The organism is Aurantibacter sp. UH7 (assembly GCF_056839165.1).
In genome coordinates, this window is record NZ_CM166388.1 from 423925 (window position 1) to 448953 (window position 25029).

General features: G+C 35.2%; 16 protein-coding genes and 2 tRNA genes. 8 read left to right on the forward strand and 10 right to left on the reverse strand.

Annotation, left to right across the window (positions count from 1 at the left end):
- Positions 1–112: 112 nt before the first annotated feature.
- From UH7x_RS01735 to UH7x_RS01760, 6 genes are all read right to left on the reverse strand, one after another.
- Positions 113–1927 (reverse strand): acyl-CoA dehydrogenase family protein, encoded by a 1815-nt coding sequence (locus UH7x_RS01735; RefSeq protein WP_482362006.1) that lies wholly within the window; start codon positions 1925–1927, stop codon positions 113–115.
- A 137-nt stretch (positions 1928–2064) separates the two neighbouring features.
- Positions 2065–2646, reverse strand: a complete 582-nt coding sequence (locus UH7x_RS01740; RefSeq protein WP_482362007.1) for a Crp/Fnr family transcriptional regulator — start codon at positions 2644–2646, stop codon at positions 2065–2067.
- Between the two features lie 398 nt (positions 2647–3044).
- Positions 3045–3905 (reverse strand): acyl-CoA thioesterase, encoded by an 861-nt coding sequence (locus UH7x_RS01745; protein WP_482362008.1) that lies wholly within the window; start codon positions 3903–3905, stop codon positions 3045–3047.
- Between the two features lie 389 nt (positions 3906–4294).
- Positions 4295–4369, reverse strand: a tRNA-Pro gene (locus UH7x_RS01750).
- A 96-nt stretch (positions 4370–4465) separates the two neighbouring features.
- Positions 4466–4553 (reverse strand) — tRNA-Ser (locus UH7x_RS01755).
- A gap of 175 nt (positions 4554–4728) precedes the next feature.
- Positions 4729–6777 carry an HD family phosphohydrolase gene (locus UH7x_RS01760; RefSeq protein ID WP_482362009.1) on the reverse strand — a complete coding sequence of 683 codons (2049 nt, stop codon included), beginning with the start codon at positions 6775–6777 and terminating at the stop codon, positions 4729–4731.
- 144 nt (positions 6778–6921) lie between these two features.
- Between UH7x_RS01760 and UH7x_RS01765 the strand changes: the two genes are divergently transcribed.
- Positions 6922–8097 (forward strand): acetyl-CoA C-acyltransferase, encoded by a 1176-nt coding sequence (locus UH7x_RS01765; protein ID WP_482362010.1) that lies wholly within the window; start codon positions 6922–6924, stop codon positions 8095–8097.
- Between the two features lie 17 nt (positions 8098–8114).
- Positions 8115–8873 (forward strand): C40 family peptidase, encoded by a 759-nt coding sequence (locus tag UH7x_RS01770; RefSeq protein ID WP_482362011.1) that lies wholly within the window; start codon positions 8115–8117, stop codon positions 8871–8873.
- 66 nt (positions 8874–8939) lie between these two features.
- Here UH7x_RS01770 and UH7x_RS01775 read toward each other — a convergent pair whose 3' ends face one another.
- Positions 8940–10193, reverse strand: coding sequence for a tetratricopeptide repeat protein (locus tag UH7x_RS01775; RefSeq protein ID WP_482362012.1), 1254 nt, complete (start codon positions 10191–10193; stop codon positions 8940–8942).
- A gap of 34 nt (positions 10194–10227) precedes the next feature.
- Complete coding sequence (gyrA, locus tag UH7x_RS01780) at positions 10228–12765, reverse strand: DNA gyrase subunit A (protein ID WP_482362013.1); 2538 nt, start codon at positions 12763–12765, stop codon at positions 10228–10230.
- Positions 12766–13026: 261 nt separating this feature from the next.
- Between gyrA and UH7x_RS01785 the strand changes: the two genes are divergently transcribed.
- Positions 13027–15582 carry an ATP-dependent Clp protease ATP-binding subunit gene (locus UH7x_RS01785; protein ID WP_482362014.1) on the forward strand — a complete coding sequence of 852 codons (2556 nt, stop codon included), beginning with the start codon at positions 13027–13029 and terminating at the stop codon, positions 15580–15582.
- 205 nt (positions 15583–15787) lie between these two features.
- Complete coding sequence (locus tag UH7x_RS01790; protein ID WP_482362015.1) at positions 15788–16189, forward strand: STAS/SEC14 domain-containing protein; 402 nt, start codon at positions 15788–15790, stop codon at positions 16187–16189.
- Between the two features lie 85 nt (positions 16190–16274).
- Here UH7x_RS01790 and UH7x_RS01795 read toward each other — a convergent pair whose 3' ends face one another.
- The gene (locus UH7x_RS01795) at positions 16275–17834 is read right to left on the reverse strand and encodes an NAD(P)H-hydrate dehydratase (RefSeq protein ID WP_482362016.1); all 1560 of its coding nucleotides are present in this window, start codon (positions 17832–17834) and stop codon (positions 16275–16277) included.
- A 254-nt stretch (positions 17835–18088) separates the two neighbouring features.
- Between UH7x_RS01795 and thrA the strand changes: the two genes are divergently transcribed.
- From thrA to thrC, 4 genes are all read left to right on the forward strand, one after another.
- Entirely contained in the window at positions 18089–20533 is a 2445-nt protein-coding gene (gene thrA, locus UH7x_RS01800; protein ID WP_482362017.1) for a bifunctional aspartate kinase/homoserine dehydrogenase I, read from the forward strand.
- Between the two features lies 1 nt (position 20534).
- Complete coding sequence (locus UH7x_RS01805) at positions 20535–21458, forward strand: homoserine kinase (protein ID WP_482362018.1); 924 nt, start codon at positions 20535–20537, stop codon at positions 21456–21458.
- Between the two features lie 58 nt (positions 21459–21516).
- Positions 21517–21873, forward strand: a complete 357-nt coding sequence (locus UH7x_RS01810; protein ID WP_482362019.1) for a four helix bundle protein — start codon at positions 21517–21519, stop codon at positions 21871–21873.
- An 85-nt stretch (positions 21874–21958) separates the two neighbouring features.
- The gene (gene thrC, locus UH7x_RS01815) at positions 21959–23254 is read left to right on the forward strand and encodes a threonine synthase (protein ID WP_482362020.1); all 1296 of its coding nucleotides are present in this window, start codon (positions 21959–21961) and stop codon (positions 23252–23254) included.
- Between the two features lie 88 nt (positions 23255–23342).
- Here thrC and UH7x_RS01820 read toward each other — a convergent pair whose 3' ends face one another.
- Positions 23343–25007 (reverse strand): aminopeptidase P N-terminal domain-containing protein, encoded by a 1665-nt coding sequence (locus UH7x_RS01820; protein WP_482362021.1) that lies wholly within the window; start codon positions 25005–25007, stop codon positions 23343–23345.
- Positions 25008–25029: the final 22 nt, after the last annotated feature.

The window sequence follows — 25029 nt, forward strand, 5'->3', positions numbered from 1 at the left end:
TTGTCTGTTCTAATTGGGCAACTCGAACTCAGACACATCTGGTTTCTAGAGAAAGTCAGCATTAAAAAGAACAAAAAGATTTAAATTGATAATTTTGTTAGCACTATATTTATTAAATAAACACCTCTTTATCTGTACCAATAGTCAATGCTTTCTCATTGTCCATTAGTATTTCTGCTAGTCCTGTTGTCTTTGGAAGTTCGTATTTAAAATAAAATTCCATGGCATGAATTTTACTTTCATAGAATTCTGCACTATGTTCTTTATTTCCTGTAACTAGAGCATTTTGTGCTTCAAGACCTATATCTAACCATAACCAACTCTGTACTATTGTACTAAAGAATTCCATAAACGGAGTGGCATCTGCTAAGAAACGTTGGTAATCCCCTTTCATGGCAAAGCCCATTAGACTTTGTACAACTTGTTGTATCAATTCTAATTTCCCTCCTAACTTCTTAGCATATGCATTTAAAGTCTCATGGGCCTGACTGGCTTTAATGGAGTTTGTAATTTCTGTGGATAACAATTGTAGTGCCTTCCCGTTATCCATTGTGATTTTTCTACCTAATAAATCTTGAGATTGTATACCTGTTGTGCCCTCATAGATAGCCGAAATTCGAATATCTCTTAAATACTGTTGTAAGATATAGTCGGAACAAAATCCATATCCACCTAAAACCTGAACACCATTATTAACTGAGGTAATGCCCGCTTCAGACGGATAAGTTTTCACTAAAGGCGTCATAATTTCTAATAGCAATCTGTATTTCTCACGCCCCTCTGTGGTTGCACTTGCTATGGAAAGGTCTTGATATTTCGCGGTTAAAAGCACCAAACTTTGAGCACCTTCCGTAATTACTTTTTGTAGTAATAACATTCTACGTACATCTGCATGATTGATTATTAAAGTCTGTTCTTGGTTTGCATCTTTCTTACCAGTGCTTGTTAATTTTCGCCCTTGCGGTCTTTCGTTTGCATAGTTTAAAGAGGCCTGATAGGCTGCTGAAGCAATAGCCGCTGCTCCTCTACCAACGCCTATTCTGGCACCGTTCATCATTAAAAACATATATTTAAGCCCCTTATTAGCTTCACCTACAAGCCAACCCTCACAATTTTCTTTGTCGCCAAAAAATAAGTGTGTTGTACAATAACCGCGTTGTCCCATTTTTTCGAAATCGGCAACGACTGTTACATCATTGGATGTTAAACCTCCGTCAGTTGTTGGTTTATTTTTAGGAACCACAAATAAGGAAATTCCTTTTGTACCAGCGGGCGCACCTTTGATTCGCGCTAAAACCAAATGCACGATATTCGCTGCACCCTGGTAATCGCCACCCGATATAAATATTTTTTGTCCGTGAATTTTATAGGTATCCCCATCGGGAGTAGCTGCTGTAGTAATATCTGAAAGCGAACTACCAGCCTGTGGTTCGGTCAAACACATTGTGCCTCCCCATTTCCCTGATAACATATTAGGCAAATAGGCATCCTTTAAATCTTGACTACCAAAATGTGCTATCAACTCTGCAGAACCTACTGTTAAACCAATATAGCCTGGTAAATGATTATTGGCGGCATCTTGTATAAATGCAGAAGCATGTGCCGCCATTGCAGGCATTTGCATGCCACCATGTTCATACGAAAACGACCCTGCCAGCAACCCCATTTCTCCACCAGCTTTCATATAGCGCAACACCTGTGGGTGTACTACAATCTCACCATCTTTGAAATGTGCAGGCTGCTCATCCATCTCCCTGAAATAAGGATAAAGTTCTTTATCGGAAAAATCCTTAACTGAATTCAGCATCATTTCTACCGACTCCTGATCATATTCTGCAAAGCGTTCTTGGTCAAGAACGTCTTGCAAATTATTTACATTAAACAATAAAAATTTAAGCGTTTCTAAATCTACATATTGATTTGCCATAACGTTATGTTTTATCAGTTTTCAAGTTAACCGAAATTTCACCCAAACTCATTAAACTAGTTTAATAAAACCATATTGAAGAACTTTAAATAGACTGCAAAATCAAAACTAAAAAAGCCATCACAAAACTAAACGGGCTAAACCTTTAACAGTCTTTTTCGAATTTTAGAAAGGCCTACCGGAGTGAGCCCTAAATAAGAAGCAATAAGGTATTGGGGAACACTTTGTAAAAGTCCTGGTCTTTTTTCCAAAAGTCGTACATAACGTTCCTCATTTGTACGGCTATTGAGACGTTCGACACGACTATAAGATTTTATAAATGCTTCTTGCATTGACAATCTACCAAATCGCTCCAATTGATGTGAAGCATCAAAAGACTTTTCAGTATCATATTTTTTAATTGCATACACCGTAGAATTTTCCGTTGCCCTCAAAAAATATCTCGATGGTGATTCTTTCACATAAGCTGGTAAATCTGTAAAAAAAACATCTTCCGTGTAAAATTCTAAGACTTTGGTTTCCCCATCTTGAATTTTGTAATAGTAAATACAACCTGAATCTAAATAATAAAAGTGTTTGACCAATTGCCCTGCTGAAAGCAACGCCTCTCCTTTTTTAATTTCGATTCGCTCATAAAGTGTCAACCAATAATCTAAAACCTTTTCATCTACTTTAGTATAAGAGAGAATTTTGTTTTTGAGATTTTGCAAAGAATTCACTTTAAGTTGTTTTAACAATAGTCCTAAACGATTTAGGAGAATTATAAATATAAGCAATTTGAAAAATAGAACATAAAACTTTACCATATTACAGCATTCATATCGTAAATTTTAAGAATGTAAAAATTCCTTCTTACTTAAATATTGTAATGAATGAACTATTACAAAATAGATTTTATATAATAGTTTTAAAAACTAATTACATCACTTTTTTATGGTAAGCACTGTAGGGTGATTTAATATAAGGGATAAATCTTTTAAATTTTCGTTGTGCACTTTTTATAATTTTTCTGTATTATTTAGGAAAAGCATATTGGTCATCTCTATCTTTCTAGGATATTTATAAGCTTTAGTTCGAGGTATCAACTAAATATTTCTTGACCTAATTAAATTCCATTTTACTTACTTTGACGCATTAATCCTTCTTGGGCAACAGAAGCCACTAAAACTCCTTTTCTATCGTATACACTTCCTCTAGCAAATCCTCTTGAGTTAGAAGCACTTGGACTATCCATACTATACAACAACCAATTTTGGATGTCAAAATCTCGGTGAAACCATATGGCATGGTCCAAACTAGCGTAAAAAGTCTCACCTTTATTTAGTTCCTCACGATGTGGTAAAGTTGCAGTAGTTAGTAGGTTGTAATCTGAAGCATAAGCCAACAGTTGCTGTTGCATTGGTAAATTAATTTCAGCTTCTTCGGATGTTCGAAACCACGTATTAAAGAAAGGAGAACCATTCTCAATTAATTGCGTTGTAAATTTTTCTACGGGCTTAAAATCAAACACTTTAGGCTGAATAGCCTTAAGTTTTTTATATGCACTCGGATACAATTCTTTAATCTCTTCCAATTGCTCAAGACTAGTAGTTAATTTTTCTGGAGGAATTAAGTTAGGCATTGGAAACTGATGATTAACCCCATTTGACCTTACCTGAAATGAAGCCGCCATGTTAAAAATTGCCTTGCCATTTTGTTTGGCCACTACTCTTCTTGTTGTAAAACTACCTCCGTTTCTAATGGTATCCACTTCATATCGAATAGGATAATTTAAGTCACCACCCAATATAAAATACCCATGTAAAGAATGTGCAATACGATCTTCTGGAACTGTTTGATAGGCAGCATGCAAAGCTTGTGCTAATACTTGCCCACCAAAAACCCTTCCCCAAGGTGCTTGATAGTTATCACCTTCGAATATGGTATCATCTATTCTATTTAGCGTTATCAACGCTATTAATTCTTTAATTGTCTGCATTTAAGAAAACTTATTTAGAACATAAAAATACAGTTTTAGCAATGAAACAAAAACTAAGATATTACTTATACTTCTAATGAACCCGCTCCATCTATTCCCATAAAAAAAGCCAGCTCATTGCTGAACTGGCTTTTGTCGGGGTGGCAGTCCCGATGCTTCGGGAGAACCTGCTCCATCTATTCCTATAAAAAAAGCCAGCTCATTGCTAAACTAGCTTTTGTCGGGGTGGCAGTCCCGATGCTTCGGGAGAACCTGCTTCATCTATTCCCATAAAAAAAGCCAGCTCATTACTGAACTGGCTTTTGTCGGGGTGGCAGTCCCGATGCTTCGGGAGAACCTGCTTCATCTATCCCATAAAAAAAGCCAGCTCATTGCTGAACTGGCTTTTGTCGGGGTGGCAGGATTCGAACCTGCGACCTCCGCGTCCCAAACGCGGCGCGATAACCGGGCTACGCTACACCCCGATAAAGAGTGTTTGCTATTTTAATAGCATACAATGAATCAACCGGTGTTAACATTCATTGTCAATATTTTCAACTGCCTACTCTCGCAGAAAATTGCGGAGAGACAGGGATTCGAACCCTGGGTACCCTTTTGGGGTACGACGATTTAGCAAACCGTTCCTTTCGGCCACTCAGGCACCTCTCCTATTTCTTTTAAAGAACTTAAGCAATTCCCTATCGGGAAAATGCGGTTGCAAATGTACATTTTTCAATTACTAAAACACAATAAATATTGTATTTTTTTTTACCATTTTTATAATTGCCTGCGGGTCAGCAAATGCCATAATATTTGAATAATAATTCAACCCTTTATTTAGACGTTATTCCGGATATTCAACCCGCAAGTGATAAATATTGGTAAGTTTCTGTTTCATTACCTTTTTTACACTTGCAATTTCTCTAAAGGTAATATCTGCATTTATAAATTGACCCGCCGCCATCTGTCCGTCAATAATCTTATCTACAAATTCATCAATAATTAAAAAAGTAGGATTCTTAAGACTTTTAGAGGCAGCTTCAACAGAATCGGCCATCATTAATATTGCAGTTTCTTTTGAAAAAGGTAATGGCCCCGGATATCTAAAATCCTCAATATTTACATTTTCTTCAATCGCTTGTTGCTTTTTATAAAAGTAATATACCGTTGTGGTACCATGGTGCGAACGAATAAAATCGATTACACGGTCTGGCAAATTGTTTTTACGAGCGATTTCTATACCATTTATAACGTGATCAATAATAATTTTAGCACTTTCTTTTGACGATACTTCATCATGTGGATTAACATTCGTAATCTGATTTTCAGTAAAGAATGTAGGGTTTTGCATTTTTCCAATATCATGATATAAAGCCCCTACCCTAACCAACATAGCATTTGCACCAATTTCGTTGGCAGCAGCTTCTGCTAGATTAGATACTTGCATAGAATGATGAAAAGTACCGGGCGCTTTATTAGATAATTCTTTTAAAAGTGAAGAATTAGTATCGGAAAGTTCTAGCAGCGAAACATCAGAAACTAAACCAAAGATTTTTTCATAAATGTATATTAATGGTTGTACGAACAATGTAATCATACCATTTAGTAAGAATAACCCTAAGGCAAACCATTCAATATTTTTAAGATTACCCTCATGAATGGTGTGAAACGCCAGATAACCCACCATATAAATCAGCGTTATTTGACCCACCGAAATAAATAGATTAGCCCTTTTATACAACTGAGAAACAGTAAGTATGGTAACAATGCCAGCTATAATTTGCAAGAAAATATATTCATAACTATTGGGTACCACAAAACCTAAAATTAATACGGCGAGTACATGAACAAAAAGTGCTAAGCGCGCATCGAAAAATGTTTTAATTATAAGCGGTAAAATACAAAGTGGTACAACAAAAATATAAGCCTCATTGTATTTCACAACCAAGGTGGTTATGAAGACCATTAAAGCTATATTAAAAAAGATAAAAGTTACTTTAGTATTGTTTTCGAAAATCTCAATTCTATATTTCTTAAGAAAAAGAAAAAGCATCATTAAAACTAAGGCGACCAAAACGGTATAACCACTTATGATGTAATAAAAATTATTATTTGCCCACAGCTCAGATGCAAATTCCCGCTTTAAAGAATTCAGTACATTTAAATTTTCAGCTTCAACTACCTCACCTCTGGCAATTATTAAATCACCCTCGGAAACTGTTCCTCTAGTATGCGAAATTTTCGACAATTCACTTTCTAATGCCTTTTGTGTTAAGTCTTTATCAAAAGAAACATTAGGTTTTACTAAGCCAGAGAATAGCTCTTTGTAGCTTGCAGAAAAAGAACTTAAGCCTCTACGCTTTAAATACGCGTCAATTGAACTATCTAAATAGCCAATACTCCGTAGCTTATTATATTCAATTCTTGTCGCCTCTTGATTCTTAACAAGGTAAATATCTTTAAAAACACTTCCCTTGGCCTTGGTCCTAACCACGCCGAACTCATATAAATTATTCAGTATTTCGTTCGCAGCTTCTTTTAATGTTACTATCTGCCTTGCATTGTATTTATCTGTTGAAAAGATAATTGGAAATCGCTTATTGTAGGCAGCTTTCACATCTTCAAATACTTGCAAATCGCACTTATAATAGTCAAGTCTTTCGTCTTGAATTTGATTTTTTTCTTTTAAAACATCAGACTGACTTTTATTTATTGAAAAATCAAAAGGCGCATACAGATTTTCATACTGCCAAGTTTTCCCTTTTTGAAATTCATATTTAAACTGTCCTCCCTTCGGAAAAAAGAAAACAATAAAGCATACCGTAACGACATACAATAGGGATTTATAAATATGGGATTGATTTTTAAAAATCTTGTCCAAAAAATTTCGCATGAGGAAGGTATCTTCTATCAAAAATAGAAAATAAATAGCTTAACAATTCTAAAATCAAGCTGTTTTACGATCTATTTCCATGAATGTAAACGATAAGATTGGTCTATTATTTCTTATTTTCGCAGTTCATTTAGATGTAATAAAATGAATGAAGTAGTTATAGTATCCGCAGTACGAACCCCAATAGGCAGCTTTATGGGGCAACTTTCGACTATACCAGCTCCCAAGTTAGGAGCTATTGCAATTAAAGGTGCTTTAGAACGCATTAATTTAGATGCAAATTTAGTTGATGAAGTAATTATGGGAAATGTAGTACAAGCAGGAACCGGACAAGCACCTGCAAGACAGGCCGCGATTTTTGCTGGACTTCCAAATACTGTACCTGCTACTACAATTAATAAAGTTTGTGCATCAGGAATGAAGGCCGTAATGCAAGCTGCGCAGTCAATTGCATTAGGTGATACTTCAGTCGTGGTCGCTGGCGGAATGGAAAACATGAGTTTAATTCCGCATTATGTGCATTTACGCACTGGTCAGAAGTTTGGACCAACATCTTTAATTGATGGTATGCAAAAAGATGGACTTGTTGATGTTTATGATGAAAATGCCATGGGTGTATGTGCAGATGCATGTGCAGAAAAATACGAATTTAGCCGTGCTGACCAAGATGCATTTGCAGTTCAATCATATACAAGGTCTGCAAAAGCCTGGGAGTCTGGAAACTTTAATAATGAAATTATTCCAGTTGAAGTTCCACAGCGAAGAGGAGAACCTATTGTAGTTTCTGAAGATGAAGAATATAAAAATGTAAAATTGGAAAAGATTCCAAATTTACGTGCAGCTTTCACAAAAGATGGTACCGTAACTGCTGCCAATGCATCAACAATTAATGACGGAGCTGCTGCTTTAGTTTTCATGAGTGCCGCTAAAGCCAAAGAATTAAATCTAATACCAATTGCAAGTATAAAGGGTTATGCTGATGCTGCTCATGAACCTGAATGGTTTACAACAGCTCCTGCTAAAGCATTACCAAAAGCATTAGCTAAAGCAGGAAAACAAATTGAAGATGTTGAATACTTTGAATTTAACGAGGCATTTTCTGTTGTCGGCTTGGCAAATATGAAAATTCTAGGATTAAGTGATACTAACGTAAATGTAAACGGTGGTGCCGTTTCTCTAGGACATCCTTTAGGTTGCTCTGGCGCAAGAATTATTGTTACTCTAATTAATGTATTGGACCAAAAAAGTGCCAAACTAGGAGCTGCTGCAATTTGTAATGGCGGTGGTGGAGCTTCTGCTATCATAATAGAAAGAAATTAATCTACCCATAGTAACGCATGCAATACGGCATTTGTCATCTTTCTATTATCCCTGTTCGTTTAGTTGCCGATGAGGCCTCAGAAATGGTCACCCAACTAATTTATGGAGAGCATTATAAAATTCTAGAACAACGAAAGCATTGGAGCAAAGTCAGACTAGCCTTTGACCGTATGGAAGGTTGGATACGAAATATTCAACTTAAAGAGGTAGCGAAAGAATCGTATGAACTTTTAGATAAAGATAAGAATCCGGCACATGCTTCTCAGCTAGTCTCTTATATGGAGGGAAAAAACAATCATTTCATTCCTATTCTATTAGGATCTACTATACCTAAGATTAATTTACTAGACCATACTCTGGAAGGAGAAATAATAAATACTGAAGAAAAGGGAGGCAAGGATAATCTTGTAAACACTGCGCTTTATTATTTAAATTCTCCATCGCTCTCTGGTGGCAGAACTCCATTCGGAATAGACAATGCAGGTTTCTCTCAAATTGTTTATAAAATGAATGGAATTAGTTTAAAACGTACAGCTGACCAACAAGCACTTCAAGGGGACTCGTTAAGTTTTATTGAAGAAAGTGAACCTGGAGATTTAGCATTTTTTGATGATGCCGATGGAAAGATAAATCATGTTGGAATTATCATGCGAGACAATTACGTAATTCATGTAAACGGCAAAGTAAAAGTTGACCGAATTGATCATACAGGTATTTTTGATAATGAACTTCGTAACTACACCCACAAACTACGGGTTATAAAAAAGATAATCTAGTAATTACTGGACAAAAAAAAACCTCCTGATATCAGGAAGTTTTTTATTAAAATAGTTTAGGAGAAATTACTCACCTAATAACTTTTTAATGCGCATAAAGTTTTCATTGTCACCCATTGCACCGTAGATATTTTTTAATTGCTCTAACAAGCCTTGATTGTCAGGACTACTCTTTAGAGCATCTTCAAGTACTTTAGCTCCTTCACCAAAAAGATTATCTTTTTGCGCTTTCAACTCATCGTATCTCGCAATATCTTTTCTAGAATTACCTAAAGTATTCATCTCGTCAATTAATCCATTACCTTCATTTACATAAGTAGTAGATAAGTTTAATTGAGCATTTGTGTAATCAGGGTTAATTTCTAATGCTTTTCTATAAGCAGTACGAGCATCTTCGATATTGCCTTGCTCCATATTAATAACACCAATGTTATATTGAAGGTCAGCATTCTCAGGAGCTACAGAAGCAGCTTCAGCCATAAGTTCTTTAAATCTATCCTTATCACCCATTTTGTAATAAAGGTTAGCTTCATTTAAAATAAGGTTTACATCTTTAGGGTCATTAGCTCTTGCTGCTTTATAAGCCTCAATTGCTTTTTCATCTTGACCAAGTTGCGTGTAAATTAAAGCTGTATTCTTTACAATTTCAGCAGATTTAGAGGGTAATTTTTCATCAACAGGATCTTTATAAGTACCTGACTTTACCATCAAATCTCTTTGAGTTTTAGCCATTTCTTCAACTTGTCCTGAAGCTATATTTGTAGCCTTATAAACAATACCACCACCGTCATAACCGATTTCCTGTAGCTCGTTGTAGTATTTAAGAGCTTGCTCAAATTCTTGACCATTTACTGCGCTTCCTGCCGCAAAATAAAGATATGAAGTATCTCTAGGGCTAAGGGTATAACTCATGTACAACTTATCAGCTGCCTCCTTAAACTTCTTATTACCGTTATCTTCAACTGCTGAGTTTACCAAATCTGCAGTAATAGAAGCCATATGCTGGTCAGTTTCTCCAACATATTTTTTTCCTGCTGGCATTTCTTTTACCTTTTTAAAAGCATCTACAGCTTTTTGAAATGCAGTAGCATCACCTTTCTTAGCTAAATCGGCATATGTTTTACCTGTTAAGAATTGGTATTGTGCTTGGTACTTTTCATCAGCTCCAGATATAGAACCTGCAATGCTTTCTAGTGCAGTTTTCGCTGCTTGCGAATCACCACCTTTTAAAGCCTTATCAGCTGCCTTTAGCTCAGATTTTTGTGCTAAACCGACCATTGTAAAAGACATAGCCGCAAGTATTAAAATTTTTGTTTTCATCATCGTTATATTAATAGTTATTTAGTGTTTAAATTTATTCTACTGAATCATCCGTTGGGGTATTATCAATAGCCGTGCCATCTTCAGTTTTGACTTCTATATCCATAATATCAGTTACTTCTTCGATATTATCTTCGTCTTTCATCACTTTAGCCACTGCAGCAATTGAATCGTTCCCTTTTATATTAATCAATTTAACCCCTTGTGTTGCTCTTCCCATTACACGTAAATCTTCAACGCTCATACGAATAGCAATTCCCGATTTATTTATAATCATTAAATCATCAGAATCACAAACATTCTTAATGGCAACAAGGCCACCAGTTTTTTCAGTAATAGAAATTGTCTTCACCCCTTTACCGCCACGATTAGTTACGCGATAATCGTCTATGCTGGATCTTTTACCATAACCATTTTCTGAAACAACTAATATTTCATCATCAAAATTATTTACAGAAACCATTCCGATTACCTCATCATTATCATCTGCCAAGCGAATACCTCTAACACCAGAAGCATTTCTACCCATTGGTCTAGTCTTACTTTCTTCAAAGCGAATTGCTTTACCAGATTTTAATCCTAAGAAAATCTCACTCGTACCGGTAGTCAATTTAGCTTCTAATAATTCGTCACCATCACGAACACCAATTGCATTAATACCATTTTGTCGCGGTCTAGAATATTGCTCTAAAGAAGTTTTCTTAACCGTACCTTGTTTCGTAGCCATTATTACATAGTGGCTATTTACATATTCTTCGTCTTTTAAATCTTGAGTACAGATAAATGCTTTAACCATATCATCTTGCTCAATATTTATTAAGTTCTGAATAGCTCTACCTTTCGATGTTTTACTTCCTTCAGGTATTTCATAAACCCGCATCCAGAAACATTTCCCTTTTTGAGTAAAGAACAACATATACTGGTGGTTTGTTCCAACAAATAAATGTTCTAGGAAATCTTCATTTCTTGTTGAAGAAGCTTTTTGACCTACTCCTCCTCTATTCTGAGTTTTATATTCAGAAACTGGTGTACGTTTAATATAACCTGCATGAGAAATTGTTATTACTACTTGCTCATCAGGTATCATATCTTCGATACTTAAGTCACCTCCTGCAAAATTAATTTCTGAACGTCTTGCATCCCCATATTTGTCTTTTACCTCTAGCAATTCATCTTTAATGATTTGCATTCTGCGTTCTTTACGAGCTAAAATATCTTTAAGATCCGCTATAGTCTCCAAAATGTCATCATACTCAGCGCGCAATTTATCTTGCTCTAAGCCTGTAAGTTGACGCAAACGCATTTCAACTATGGCCTTAGCCTGAATTTCGCTTAACTTAAAGCGTTCCATCAAATTAGCTCGAGCCTCATCTGCATTATTAGAAGCACGAATAATTTTAATAACCTCATCAATATTATCAGAAGCAATAATTAGTCCTTCTAAGATATGTGCACGGTCTTCAGCTTTCTTTAATTCATATGTGGTACGACGCACAACTACTTCGTGTCTATGCTCCACAAAGTAATGTATCATTTCTTTTACATTCAATAATCTTGGACGGCCATTTACCAACGCAATATTATTTACACTAAAAGAAGATTGTAATGCAGTATACTTATAAAGGGTATTTAAAACTATATTCGGAATCGCATCACGTTTTAAAATGTATACTATTCGCATACCATTTCTATCGGACTCATCGCGAATGGTAGAAATACCATCAATTTTTTTCTCGTTTACAAGATCAGCCGTCTTTTTAATCATATCGGCCTTATTCACTTGATACGGAATTTCAGTAACTACAATACATTCACGTCCTTGTACCTCTTCAATTTCTGCTTTCGCACGAATTTTCACTCGTCCTCTACCAGTATGAAATGCTTCTTTTACCCCATCGTAACCATAGATAGTTCCACCTGTTGGAAAATCTGGAGCTTTAATATGCGTAATAATTTCATCTATCTCAATGTCATTATTATCAATATAAGCAACAGTACCATCAACAACTTCTGTTAAGTTATGTGGTGGCATATTTGTTGCCATACCTACTGCGATACCGGAAGCACCGTTTACTAATAGGTTAGGAACTCTAGTTGGCAATACAACAGGTTCTTGTAACGAATCATCAAAATTTAATTGATGATCTACAGTATCTTTATCTATATCTGCTAACATATCGTCAGCAATCTTTCTCATTTTTGCTTCGGTATAACGCATTGCTGCAGGGCTATCACCATCTACAGAGCCAAAGTTACCTTGACCATCAACCAGCATATAACGCAAACTCCATTCTTGAGCCATACGTACCATTGAGTCGTAAACCGATGTATCACCGTGCGGGTGATACTTACCTAAAACCTCACCTACAATACGTGCCGATTTCTTATGCGAACTATTAGAACGAACTCCTAATTCATGCATGCCATAAAGCACCCTGCGATGCACAGGTTTTAAACCATCACGCACATCTGGCAGCGCACGTGACACAATGACCGACATCGAATAATCGATGTAAGCAGATTTCATTTCATCTTCAATATTGATCGAGATTAATTTTTCACCTTCCGCCATGCGTAATTCCTATATTTTTGTTAGTGTTAAAAATAGCATGCCAATTTACATAAAATAAGACCCTTCAGGGCATTTTACGATTACTTTATTCAACAATTTATTAACACTCAAATATGGCTTAAAAACTTACTATTTTATCAAGTAATTTTGTTAAACGCTCTCTTTTTTGATGTTTTCGCCTTTCTTTTTGGAATATAGGTACAGTATTTGCGTTAGATAAGCATAGTTTTATTAATTTTATCGATGAATAAGGTATAGCGTATGGACGATAATTTCTCACCCCGAGTTAAAGATGTAATAGCATATAGCAAAGAAGAGGCTTTAAGGCTAGGACACGATTTTATAGGAACCGAACATTTAATGTTAGGACTTTTGCGTGATGGCAATGGAAAAGCAATTAGTATTCTTGATGCTCTTGAGGTTGACCTTGACCACTTGCGTAGAAAAGTTGAAATATTGAGCCCATCAAATCCAAATCCAAGTAATACTCAAAAAGATAAGAAGAACTTGCATTTAACTAGGCAAGCAGAGCGTGCTTTGAAAACAACTTTCTTAGAAGCAAAGCTATTTCAAAGCTCTTCAATAAATACGGCTCATCTTTTATTATGTATTCTTCGCAATGAAAATGATCCAACAACAAAATTATTACACAAATTGAAAGTAGATTACGATGGTGTAAAAGAACAATTCAAATTTATGATTACAAGTGATGATGATATTGTAGACGCACCAACTTCAGAATCATTCCCTAGTGAAAATGACGAACCCAATGAGAGCAAAGAAGGTTCTTTTGGTTCATCGTCAAGTCCGAAGGGGAATAAAAAATCGAAAACACCTGTTCTAGACAACTTCGGTAGAGACCTTACTCGAATGGCTGAAGAAAATAAGCTAGATCCAGTTGTAGGTCGTGAAAAAGAAATTGAGCGTGTTTCTCAGATATTAAGTAGAAGAAAAAAGAACAATCCGTTGTTGATTGGTGAACCTGGTGTTGGTAAAAGTGCCATCGCAGAAGGTTTAGCATTGCGCATTATCAATAAAAAAGTATCACGTATTCTTTATGGAAAAAGAGTGGTTACCTTGGATTTAGCATCGTTAGTTGCTGGAACTAAATATCGTGGCCAATTTGAAGAAAGAATGAAAGCGGTAATGAATGAACTAGAAAAAAATGACGATGTTATTTTGTTCATAGATGAAATTCATACTATTGTTGGTGCTGGTGGTGCCACTGGTAGTTTAGATGCATCAAACATGTTTAAGCCTGCTTTAGCTAGAGGTGAAATTCAATGTATTGGTGCTACAACTTTGGATGAGTACAGACAGTACATCGAAAAAGATGGAGCTTTAGAGCGTCGTTTTCAGAAGGTGATTGTTGAACCTACTTCTGTAAATGAAACTATAGAAATACTTCAAAATATAAAAGGTAAATACGAAGAACATCATAATGTAACCTATACAGACGAGGCTATTGTTGCTTGCGTTAAGTTGACAAACAGATATATGACCGACCGATTTTTACCAGATAAGGCTATTGATGCTTTAGATGAAGCTGGCTCTCGTGTGCATATAGTTAATATGGATGTTCCGAAACAAATTCTAGATTTTGAAAAACAATTAGACGATGTTCGTGAGCTAAAGAATAGTGTAGTTAAGAAGCAGAAATATGAAGAGGCTGCTAAACTTCGTGATGATGAAAAGCGAATTGAAAAAGATTTAGCCGCAGCTCAAGCGCAATGGGAAGAAGATAGCAAACTGCATAAAGAAACGGTTTCGGAAGATAATGTTGCCGATGTAGTTTCAATGATGAGTGGTATTCCAGTAAATAGAATTGCACAAACAGAAAGCAATAAATTAGCAGAATTACCTGAACTTATTAAATCTAATGTAATTGGGCAAGATGAGGCCGTTGCTAAAGTTGCTAAAGCAATACAACGAAATAGAGCAGGACTTAAAGATCCGAACAAGCCAATAGGCTCTTTTATATTCTTAGGACAAACAGGTGTTGGTAAAACACAATTAGCTAAAGTATTGGCTAAAGAAATGTTTGATTCTGAAGATGCTCTTATCCGAATTGATATGAGCGAGTACATGGAAAAATTCGCTATTTCTAGATTAGTTGGAGCACCTCCGGGATACGTTGGTTATGAAGAGGGCGGTCAGCTTACAGAGAAAGTTCGCAGAAAACCTTATTCAGTAATCTTGTTAGATGAGGTAGAAAAAGCACACCCTGATGTGTTTAATATGTTGTTACAAGTATTAGATGATGGTTTCCTTACAGATAGTCTTGGTAGAAAAATCGACTTTAGAAATTCGATAATTATCATGACCTCTAATATTGGAGCACGACAATTAAAAGATTTCGGACAAGGAGTTGGTTTCGGTACTGCTGCTAAAAAGTCGCAAGAAGAATCGCATCAGAAAAGTGTTATTGAAAATGCACTTAAAAAAGCCTTTGCTCCTGAATTCTTAAATAGAATTGATGATGTAATTGTTTTCAATTCACTAGAACGAGAAGACATTCATAAGATTATCGATATTGAATTGCGTAAGTTGTTTGCAAGAATTAAAGACATCGGTTATGATTTAAGCTTAACTGATGCGGCTAAGGATTATATTGCAGACAAAGGATTCGATAAGCAATATGGTGCAAGACCACTTAAAAGAGCTATTCAAAAGTATATTGAAGATGCCTTGGCAGAAGAGATTGTTAATTCTAAATTAGAAGAAGGCGATAGCATTTTTATGGATCTTGATAAGAAAAAAGAAGAACTTACAATAAAGATAAAGAAGGCAAGAAAGTCTTCAGAGACTGAGAAATAGCATTCTTTAAGTAAGAAATTGATTATAAGAGGGTTGTAAAACAACCCTCTTTTTTTATGGGTAAAAGTTAAAACGTAAGAATTGAATCGAGTGAAAACATTAATAAAAGACAGGATAAACGATATTTTCGCTTTTAATCTAAAATTTTTCTAAATACTTAGTCATAGGTCTACTTTCGTCTCAGGACATTATAGAAAATGAAAAAATGAATTTGGAACGACCTAAAAAAACCGTAATTGTACAAGAGTATCGTCTCGACACGGCCTTGGTACAAGTATTTGAGAATTACATGGTAGTCATCTTTGATGAAGGTGCTACTTTAACCTTAGAAAGAGCCTATCAGATAATTGGTATTTCAGAAATACACTTTAGAGATAGAAATTTCGGTTATATCTGTTTAAGAAAAAATCCGTTTGCTGTGGACCCAACCGTGTACAGTTATTTAAGACAACTTGATAATTTGAAGGCTTTCGCCATAGTATCAATTAAAGAAATTGATATGCACAACTTCAAAATTGAAAAGATGTTTTATAAAAAACCAATGAAGTTTTTCATTGAATACGACAATGCCTTAGCTTGGGTAAAACAACGCGTAAGGCTTAAATAATATTAAAGTTGTGAATGGCGAATTATGACAAGCCCTTTTGTTTAATAACAGAAGGGCTTTTTACATTTATCATCTATAAATAAACTTAACCCTCATCCTCATCACCTTCCTCAGAATCAGTCAATTGGGGCTGCTCTGGCATTTTAAACATATCCAATAAAGCATCACCTAAATAGTCAATTATCTTTCCTGCTGTTAATGCTAAGTATCCTCTATCTTCAGCGGCGATATCACCAGCACTTCCATGCAAAAAGACACCAAATACAGCTGCTCGTAAAGGCGCATAACCTTGTGCTACAAAAGCTGTTATCACTCCAGTAAGTACATCACCACTGCCCGCAGTAGCCATTCCAGGATTTCCTGTGGTGTTTATATAACCTTTATCCTTATATATAGTAATAGTATGAGCACCTTTTAGAACTAAAATACAATCGTATTTTTTAGAAAACTCTTTAGCCTTAGCTAGTTTGTCAAAATCATCCTCCCAAGGTCCAATTAGTCGCTCTAATTCTTTATCATGCGGAGTTAATATAGATTGAGGTGGTAATTTTTTCAATAATGCTTTATTCGATGACAACAGGTTTAAAGCATCAGCATCAATAACAAGTGATACTTTGTTATTCTTTAATAAGTCGGTAAAAGCTTTTTTGGTTTTAGGGTCTTGTCCCATACCAGTACCAATACCGATTACCGTAGGTGTAATATCGTAATCTATTTTCGAAATAAGATTTTCGTTAGTATCTGTTAGTACCATTGCTTCTGGCACTGCTGTCTGCATAGACACATACCCACAATTGGGCACCATAGCAGTTAACAAACCTGTACCTGCTTGCAAACAAGCTTTAGAAGTTAAAATCATGGCACCAATTTTACCATGAGTCCCTCCTATTATTAACGAATGTCCATAAGAACCTTTATGCGAATATTTTTTACGCGGAATATACCATGCTAAAAGCTCATGCTTGGTAATTAATTCATAGTCCGTTTCCGTAGATGTAAGAAATTCTTGATCTAAACCAATATCTAAAATCTGCCAGTTTTCAATATAAGGTGCATTTTCAGGTAAAAAGAAAATAAGCTTAGGCGCTTGAAAACTTAATACAAAATTAGAACGAATAATACCTTCACCACTTTCGGCCATCTTATTCATAAAGAGACCTGAAGGCAAATCTACAGCAACAATAAAAGCTTCAGAATGATTGAGATATTCAATTAAATTCTTCACCCAACGGTCTGGTTCACGGTTTAATCCAATTCCAAAAATAGCATCAACAATTATATCATCTACTCCAATTTTTGGGAATGGAGTATTACCATCTAGAAAATTTGGCCAAAGTTTTCGTTCTTTCAAACGCTCTAGATTTATAAGGAAATCTTTAGAGCGCTTATCACTATAATTAACAACATTCACTTCAATATTGTAACCATGGTCTATTAAATGCCTAGCAAGAGCAATTCCATCACCGCCATTATTACCTATGCCACAAAACAGGTGAATCTTAACTGGAGCCCCTTGCATACGCATATGAAACCAGTTAAAAATTTGCATAGCAGCCCTTTCCATAAGGTCATCGCTCTTAATTCCGTGTTTTTCTATTGTGAATTTATCAGCTTGATATATCTGATCTGCAGAGAAAATCCTCATTCTTTAAAAGTATTTATCAATTTTTGCGGATTCTGTAAAAAAATGCAACCATCGTTTGTTAGGGTTGTTAAATGTACTACTTTTGATACATTATCAGAAGTATGGAACGCAACAAGTCTAACATAGGAACTCCTTTTTTCCAACTAACAACTGGTGGCACGTGCACATCTACTATCACCCCATTGGGGTAAACTGCAATATTTTCTCGTACATACATATTTATTCATCCATTTTTTCATTTTAACTTTTATAGCATGAAAGTTCTCAAATTCGGAGGCTCATCAGTAGCTAACGCAAAAAACATAGCACAAGTAAAACAAATCGTTTCAAAAAATGAAAGCGATAAAATAGCAGTTGTAGTATCGGCATTTGGTGGTGTAACGGACCTTTTATTACAGGCAGCCGAAAAAGCTTCGCTACAAGATTCAACATATACCAGTTTGGTTAAAGAAATTGAGAACCGTCATTTAAACGGAATCAAAGAATTGCTACCTATAAACGCACAAAGTGCAGTGCTTAGTAAGGTTAAGTCAGATATAAACACTTTAGAAAGCCTTTTAGAAGGTGCTTTTTCTATTGGGGAATTAACACCTAAACTTTCTGATAAAATTGTAAGTCATGGAGAGCTTCTATCCTCATACATTATTGCGCAATATTTTTCTTCGGAAGGATTAGATGTTGCTTTTAAAGACACTAGAGAACTCATTAAAACAAATGAACAATATGGTGGCGCAGTTGTAGACTTCGATACAACATATAAAAATTGTTATGACTTTTTTAAAGAAGTAAAAAATCAAATAACTGTTTTCGGAGGATTTATTGCTTCGGCAGAAAATGGTGACACAACAACTTTAGGACGAGGCGGTTCTGATTTTTCGGCGGCAATTATTGCTGCAGCAACCAATGCAGAAATTTTAGAAATCTGGACAGATGTAAGCGGCATGTATACAGCCAACCCAAGTATTGTAAAACAAGCAAAAGCAATTCCAGAGCTTTCTTATGAGGAAGCAATGGAACTTTCACATTTTGGCGCATCAGTTTTATATCCTCCTACTATACAACCTGTTTTATCTAGAAACGTTCCTATTCTAATAAAAAATACTTTTGAACCAGAAACTCCTGGAACTTTAATTAACAAAGGAAAATCTGAGAATAAAAAAGTTGTTAGCGGAATAAGCTCCGTTGTAAATGTTGGTCTTTTATCTTTAGAAGGCCCCGGTATGGTTGGAATACCAGGAATTTCGGCACGATTTTTCGACGAACTTTCTAGAGCGGAAGTAAATGTCATTTTAATTACTCAAGCTTCTTCTGAACATTCTATTTGTATTGGTGTCTCGGAAAAAGATGTAGCTAAAGCGGTGCAAAAAATAAATACAGCTTTTGCATTCGAAATAGCACAAGGAAAAATAAATCCCGTAAAAGCTGAAACTAACTTAGCTATCATTGCACTTATTGGTGATCAAATGAAAAGTCACCAAGGTTTAAGTGGTAAAATGTTTAGTACTCTTGGCAAAAATAATGTAAATATTAGAGCGATTGCTCAAGGTGCATCTGAGCGCAATATTTCAGCTGTTATTAAATCTGAAGATGTAAAAAAAGCACTAAACTCCTTACATGAAGAGTTTTTTGAAGAGAACGTAAAACAGCTTAACCTATTTGTAATGGGTGTTGGTAATGTTGGTTCTAAATTCTTAGATCAAGTAAAACAACAACGTAAATATTTAAAAGAAAACCTAAAACTTAATATCCGAGTAATTGGAATTTCAAATTCAAGAACAATGGTTTTTGAAGAAGGAGGAATTCACTTAAAAAATTGGGAATCTGTTTTAGCGGCTGGACAAAAAGCAGACAAAGCCAAATTTTACGAAACTGTTCAAAAACTTAATTATCGTAATAGTATATTGGTCGATAATACGGCGAGTGCCGAAGTAGCTTCTACTTATGGTTCATATTTGGGGAATAGCATATCTGTAGTAACCTGTAATAAAATTGCATGTTCATCAAGCTACGACAACTACCGAAATCTCAAGGATTTAGCAAGAACATATAATGCGCCATTTTTGTTTGAAACCAACGTTGGTGCCGGTTTACCTATTATAGATACATTAAAGCATTTGATTGCTTCAGGTGATAAAGTTTTAAAAATACAGGCGGTATTATCAGGTAGTTTAAATTTTGTCTTTAATAATTTTAATGACACAACCACTTTTCACGATGTCGTTAAAGAGGCTCAAGAAGAAGGCTATACAGAGCCTGACCCTAAAATAGATTTGAGCGGTATAGATGTGATGCGTAAGATTTTAATCTTAGCACGAGAAAGTGGCAATCAATTAGAAATCGACGATATTGAAAACAAATCGTTCTTACCTGAAGAAAGCTTAGCAACTAAAAACAATGAAGACTTTTTTGCTTCACTTGTAAAATATGAAGCTGAATTTCAGAAGTTATATAAAGCAGCTAGTGAGAAAGATAGTAAGCTAAAATATGTGGCCCAATATGAAGGTGGTAAAGCAAGTGTTGGATTGCAAGAAATTGAAAAAGGTCACGATTTTTATAATCTAGAAGGCAGTGATAATATTGTTTTATTTTATACAGAACGATATCCAAATCAGCCTATGATTATTAAAGGTGCCGGTGCTGGAGCCGATGTAACAGCATCAGGTATATTTGCAGATATTATTAGAATTGGAAACTTTTAAAATGGCTAACGAAATTAAAGTATTTTGTCCGGCAACTATTGCTAATATTTCCTGTGGATTTGATGTACTTGGGGTTGCCTTAGATGCTGTTGGTGATGAAATGGTAATTCGGAAAACTTCTGAAAAAGGAATTAAAATAACAAAACTTACAGGACAAGATTTACCCTTAGAAACGGAAAAGAATGTTGCTGGTGTTGCAGGATTGGCTTTATTGGAGGCTGGAGACTATGACGGTGGGTTTGAAATAGAAATCTATAAAAAAATTAAAGCTGGTAGTGGAATCGGCAGTAGCGCTGCTAGTTCTACTGGTGCTGTTTGGGCAATGAACAAATTGCTTGGCGAACCTTTTACTACAATAGAATTAGTAAAATTTGCAATGGAAGGTGAACGCCTTGCCAGTGGTGTGGCGCATGCAGACAATGTAGCCCCTGCCCTATTTGGTGGATTTACTTTAGTACGCAGTTACGACCCTTTGGATGTAATTCCAATTCCTAGTCCCGATGCATTATACGCAACGGTTATTCATCCGCAGATAGAAGTAAAAACATCAGATTCACGTAGTGTTTTGAAAACCAATATTACACTAGCCCAGGGCATAAAACAATGGGGAAATGTTGGCGGATTGGTCGCCGGACTTTTTACCAGCGATTACGATTTAATAGGTCGTTCGTTAGAAGACTTTATTGTTGAACCTATTCGATCAATATTAATTCCAGGTTTTGAAAAAGTAAAGACGGAAGCTCTAAAATCTGGGGCTTTAGGTTGTGGTATTTCAGGATCAGGTCCTTCTATATTTGCATTTAGTAAAGGAGAAGCGACAGCTAAAAAGGTGGCACAGAGCATGAAGGAAGTATATCAGAATATCGGTATCGATTATGATATTCATGTTTCAAAAATAAATACAGCAGGAATTAAGGAAATATAAAGTGACCATAGACCAATGACAGGTGACCAATGTTTAGTCATATTTTAACAATTGAAAAATGGAAAAGTTCAAATTCGAAAAACTCATGATTTGGCAAAAAGCTATGGATTTAGGAGAAATCATAAATAAATTGGCATTAGATTTCCCTGATAATGAAAAATTTAATTTGACTTCGCAAATTCGAAGAGCATCTGATTCTATCGCATTAAATATTTCTGAAGGAGCTATTGGTCAATCCAATCCAGAACAGCGGAAATTTATTGGTTATTCAATTCGTTCACTAGCAGAGGTAGTAACCTGCCTTTTTAAAGCTAAACGACGTCAATATATTAAAGAACCTAAATTTATTGAACTATATAATGAAGCTTTTCATCTAATGAATATGATGAGTGCTTTTAGAAAGAATATAAAATAATTAATTGTTCAAATTTTCATTGAACCAACTTTAGTCATCTGTCATCTGTCATCTGTCATCTGTCATCTGTCAATTAAAATTAAATATGAAATTTTACAGTCTAAATAAACAAGCACCAGAAGTAACTTTTAAAGAAGCAGTGATTGCAGGAATAGCACCCGATAAAGGTTTGTATTTTCCAGAGAGTATTGAGCCTTTACCCGATAGTTTTTTTGAGCGTATTGAAGAGTTATCAAACCATGAAATTGCATTTAACGCCATTCATCAATTTGTATCCGCCGATATTCCAAACGAGAAACTCAAAGAAATTCTTGCAAAGGTTTTAGACTTTGATTTTCCGGTAGTACCCTTAGAAGATAATGTAGCAACTCTAGAACTTTTTCATGGTCCAACTATGGCATTTAAAGATGTAGGTGCGCGATTTATGGCAAATTGTTTGGGTTATTTTTCTGAAGACTCAACCAATGTGGTCACTGTTTTGGTGGCCACTTCTGGTGATACTGGTGGTGCCGTAGCCAACGGTTTCTTAGGGGTTGAAGGCGTGAAAGTTGTAATTCTCTACCCTAGTGGAAAAGTGAGTGATATTCAAGAACGCCAGTTAACAACTCTTGGTCAAAACATTACTGCATTAGAAGTTAACGGCACTTTTGACGATTGTCAGAAAATGGTAAAAACTGCCTTTTTAGATGATGCCTTACTTTCGAATATGCAACTGACTTCTGCGAATTCAATAAATGTAGCACGTTGGTTACCACAATTATTTTACTTCTTATTTGCATACAAACAAACCAAATCTCAAGGAAAAGAAATTGTATTTAGTGTGCCATCAGGTAACTTTGGCAATATCTGTGCTGGCTTGGTTGCCCAACGTTTAGGTATGCCGGTAAAACATTTTGTTGCTGCAACAAATGTAAATGATACGGTACCAGAATTTATGCGCACCAATAGTTATGACCCTAAACCTTCATCGGCTACTATTTCTAATGCCATGGATGTTGGAGATCCTAGTAATTTTATTCGAATAAGACATTTGTTTGAAGATAATTTTGAAACATTAAAAAAGAATTTATCATCCTATTCTTTTAACGATGTAGAAACAAAAGAAGCAATGAAAGCTATATTTAAAAATTCAAAATACATTGCTGATCCTCACGGAGCTGTTGGTTATTTGGGACTAAAAAAATATCAAAGAATGAATGCCAATACTTATGGTATCTTTTTAGAAACTGCGCATCCTGTAAAATTTTTAAATGTAGTAGAAGAAACAATTGATGAGCAATTAGATATCCCTTCACAAATAAAAAGTGTAATGGATAAAGAAAAGAAATCGCATGTTATTTCTGTATATGATGAATTAAAAGATTTCTTGTTGAGAGCGTAATTTTTTGAACAGCTACTTTCATCTAATTAAAAAATCCCCAAGGCTAAATTTTTAAAAGAATTTAGCCTTGGGGATTTTTATGTAAAATTTAATCTAATTTAGGTAGTTCAAACTTATCTAAGGGACTTGTTTTTTTCATCATTGCTTCTATAGCTTGTGTAGTTCTTGGTGCCATAGCAGACAAATTGACTGGACCTTTTTCGGTAATCAAAATATCGTCTTCAATTCGTACAGCAATACCCCACCATTTTTTATCGCAATCGCTTCCTTCCGGAATATAAATTCCTGGTTCTACGGTAATTACTGTATTCGGTTTAAATGGTCCATAAGTACCTTTATCATGAACATCTAAACCTAAATAGTGCGAAGTTCCATGCGGAAAATAAGTACGTGCTTCTTCCGCTTTAGAAATAATTCCAAGATTCATTAGACCTTGTGTTACAACCGCAGAAGCTGCTTTACCGGGGGCTTGAAACGGAGCCCCAATAACACTTGCTTTTATACCGGCTTCTTGCGCGTTATAAACGATGTCGTAAATCTGTTTTTGCGCTGCTGAAAATTTACCATTAGCTGGTATTGTGCGTGTGACATCGGCAGTATATCCATGATATTCAGCACCTAAATCCATTAACACCAAATCATCTCCTACTTTTGTCTTATTGTTTTCGATATAATGAAGGATACAACCATTATTACCGCCACCTACAATAGAAGGATACCCTTCATATTCCGCACCGTACTTTTTATAAACGTATTCATGTACACCTTGTATTTCGGTTTCAGACATATTAGGGTGCATTGCTTTCATTACTTCTATCTGACCAACACAAGAAATTTCAACAGCCTTTTTTAAAAGCACCATCTCTTCTTCTGTTTTTGTTTCTCGTAGACTAGCCATAATTTCAGAAATAATTACTGAATTAAGATTACTAGTTTCAAGTTCGATTTCAATTTTTCCTTTAAACTCATTTCTAAGATTGTCATCTACAGCATTTGCATAACCATTTAGAAGAATATCTTTTTTAAGACTTTCATCCCTTTTTAAATACCTACCCAGACGTTGTGCAACATTGGCACTATTTTCAATATTGGTAGATTTTATCATCGTATATAATTGCTGTTTTTCCGCATTATAATCCACAGGGTAATTCACTTTTTCTTTGAAAGACATAATCATATCATACAAATCAGCAGCATCACGTGTATCTCTGAAATCATTTTTAAAATCGAAAAATAAAATTTTATTGAATGATTCAAAATCAATATCAATCTGTTCAAACTGACTACCATTAAAGGCTACATCAAAGCCTAATTTATTTTTAGCACCATCTATACCAAGACGCTTTCCATTCCATTGTTCCGCTTTTGGATCGCGTTCTTGAACAAAAATCATTTCGTTATACGATGTACCATTCGTATCACTTTGGACTTCTGAAAAAATAAGCAATACAGCATTTGGCTCATTATAGCCTGTTAAATAATAAAAATCAGGATCTTGATGGTAGATATAATCGACATCATTCGCACGGTTTCTTACAGCATTTGCAAATAATACAGTTACACTATTTTTTGGCATCATTTTTCGAACAGCCTCTCTTCTACTCTTATGAAAATCTGCAGATAAAAAATCTGTCGGTATATCTTGTGCACTACTCAAAAATGGAATTATACATAAGACTGCAATAAATAAGAATTGTCTAAGCATTAGTGGTGTTTTAGGAAGTTGATTTGTAATTAAAAAATTATCTGGCATAATTTACAATTATTATGCAAAA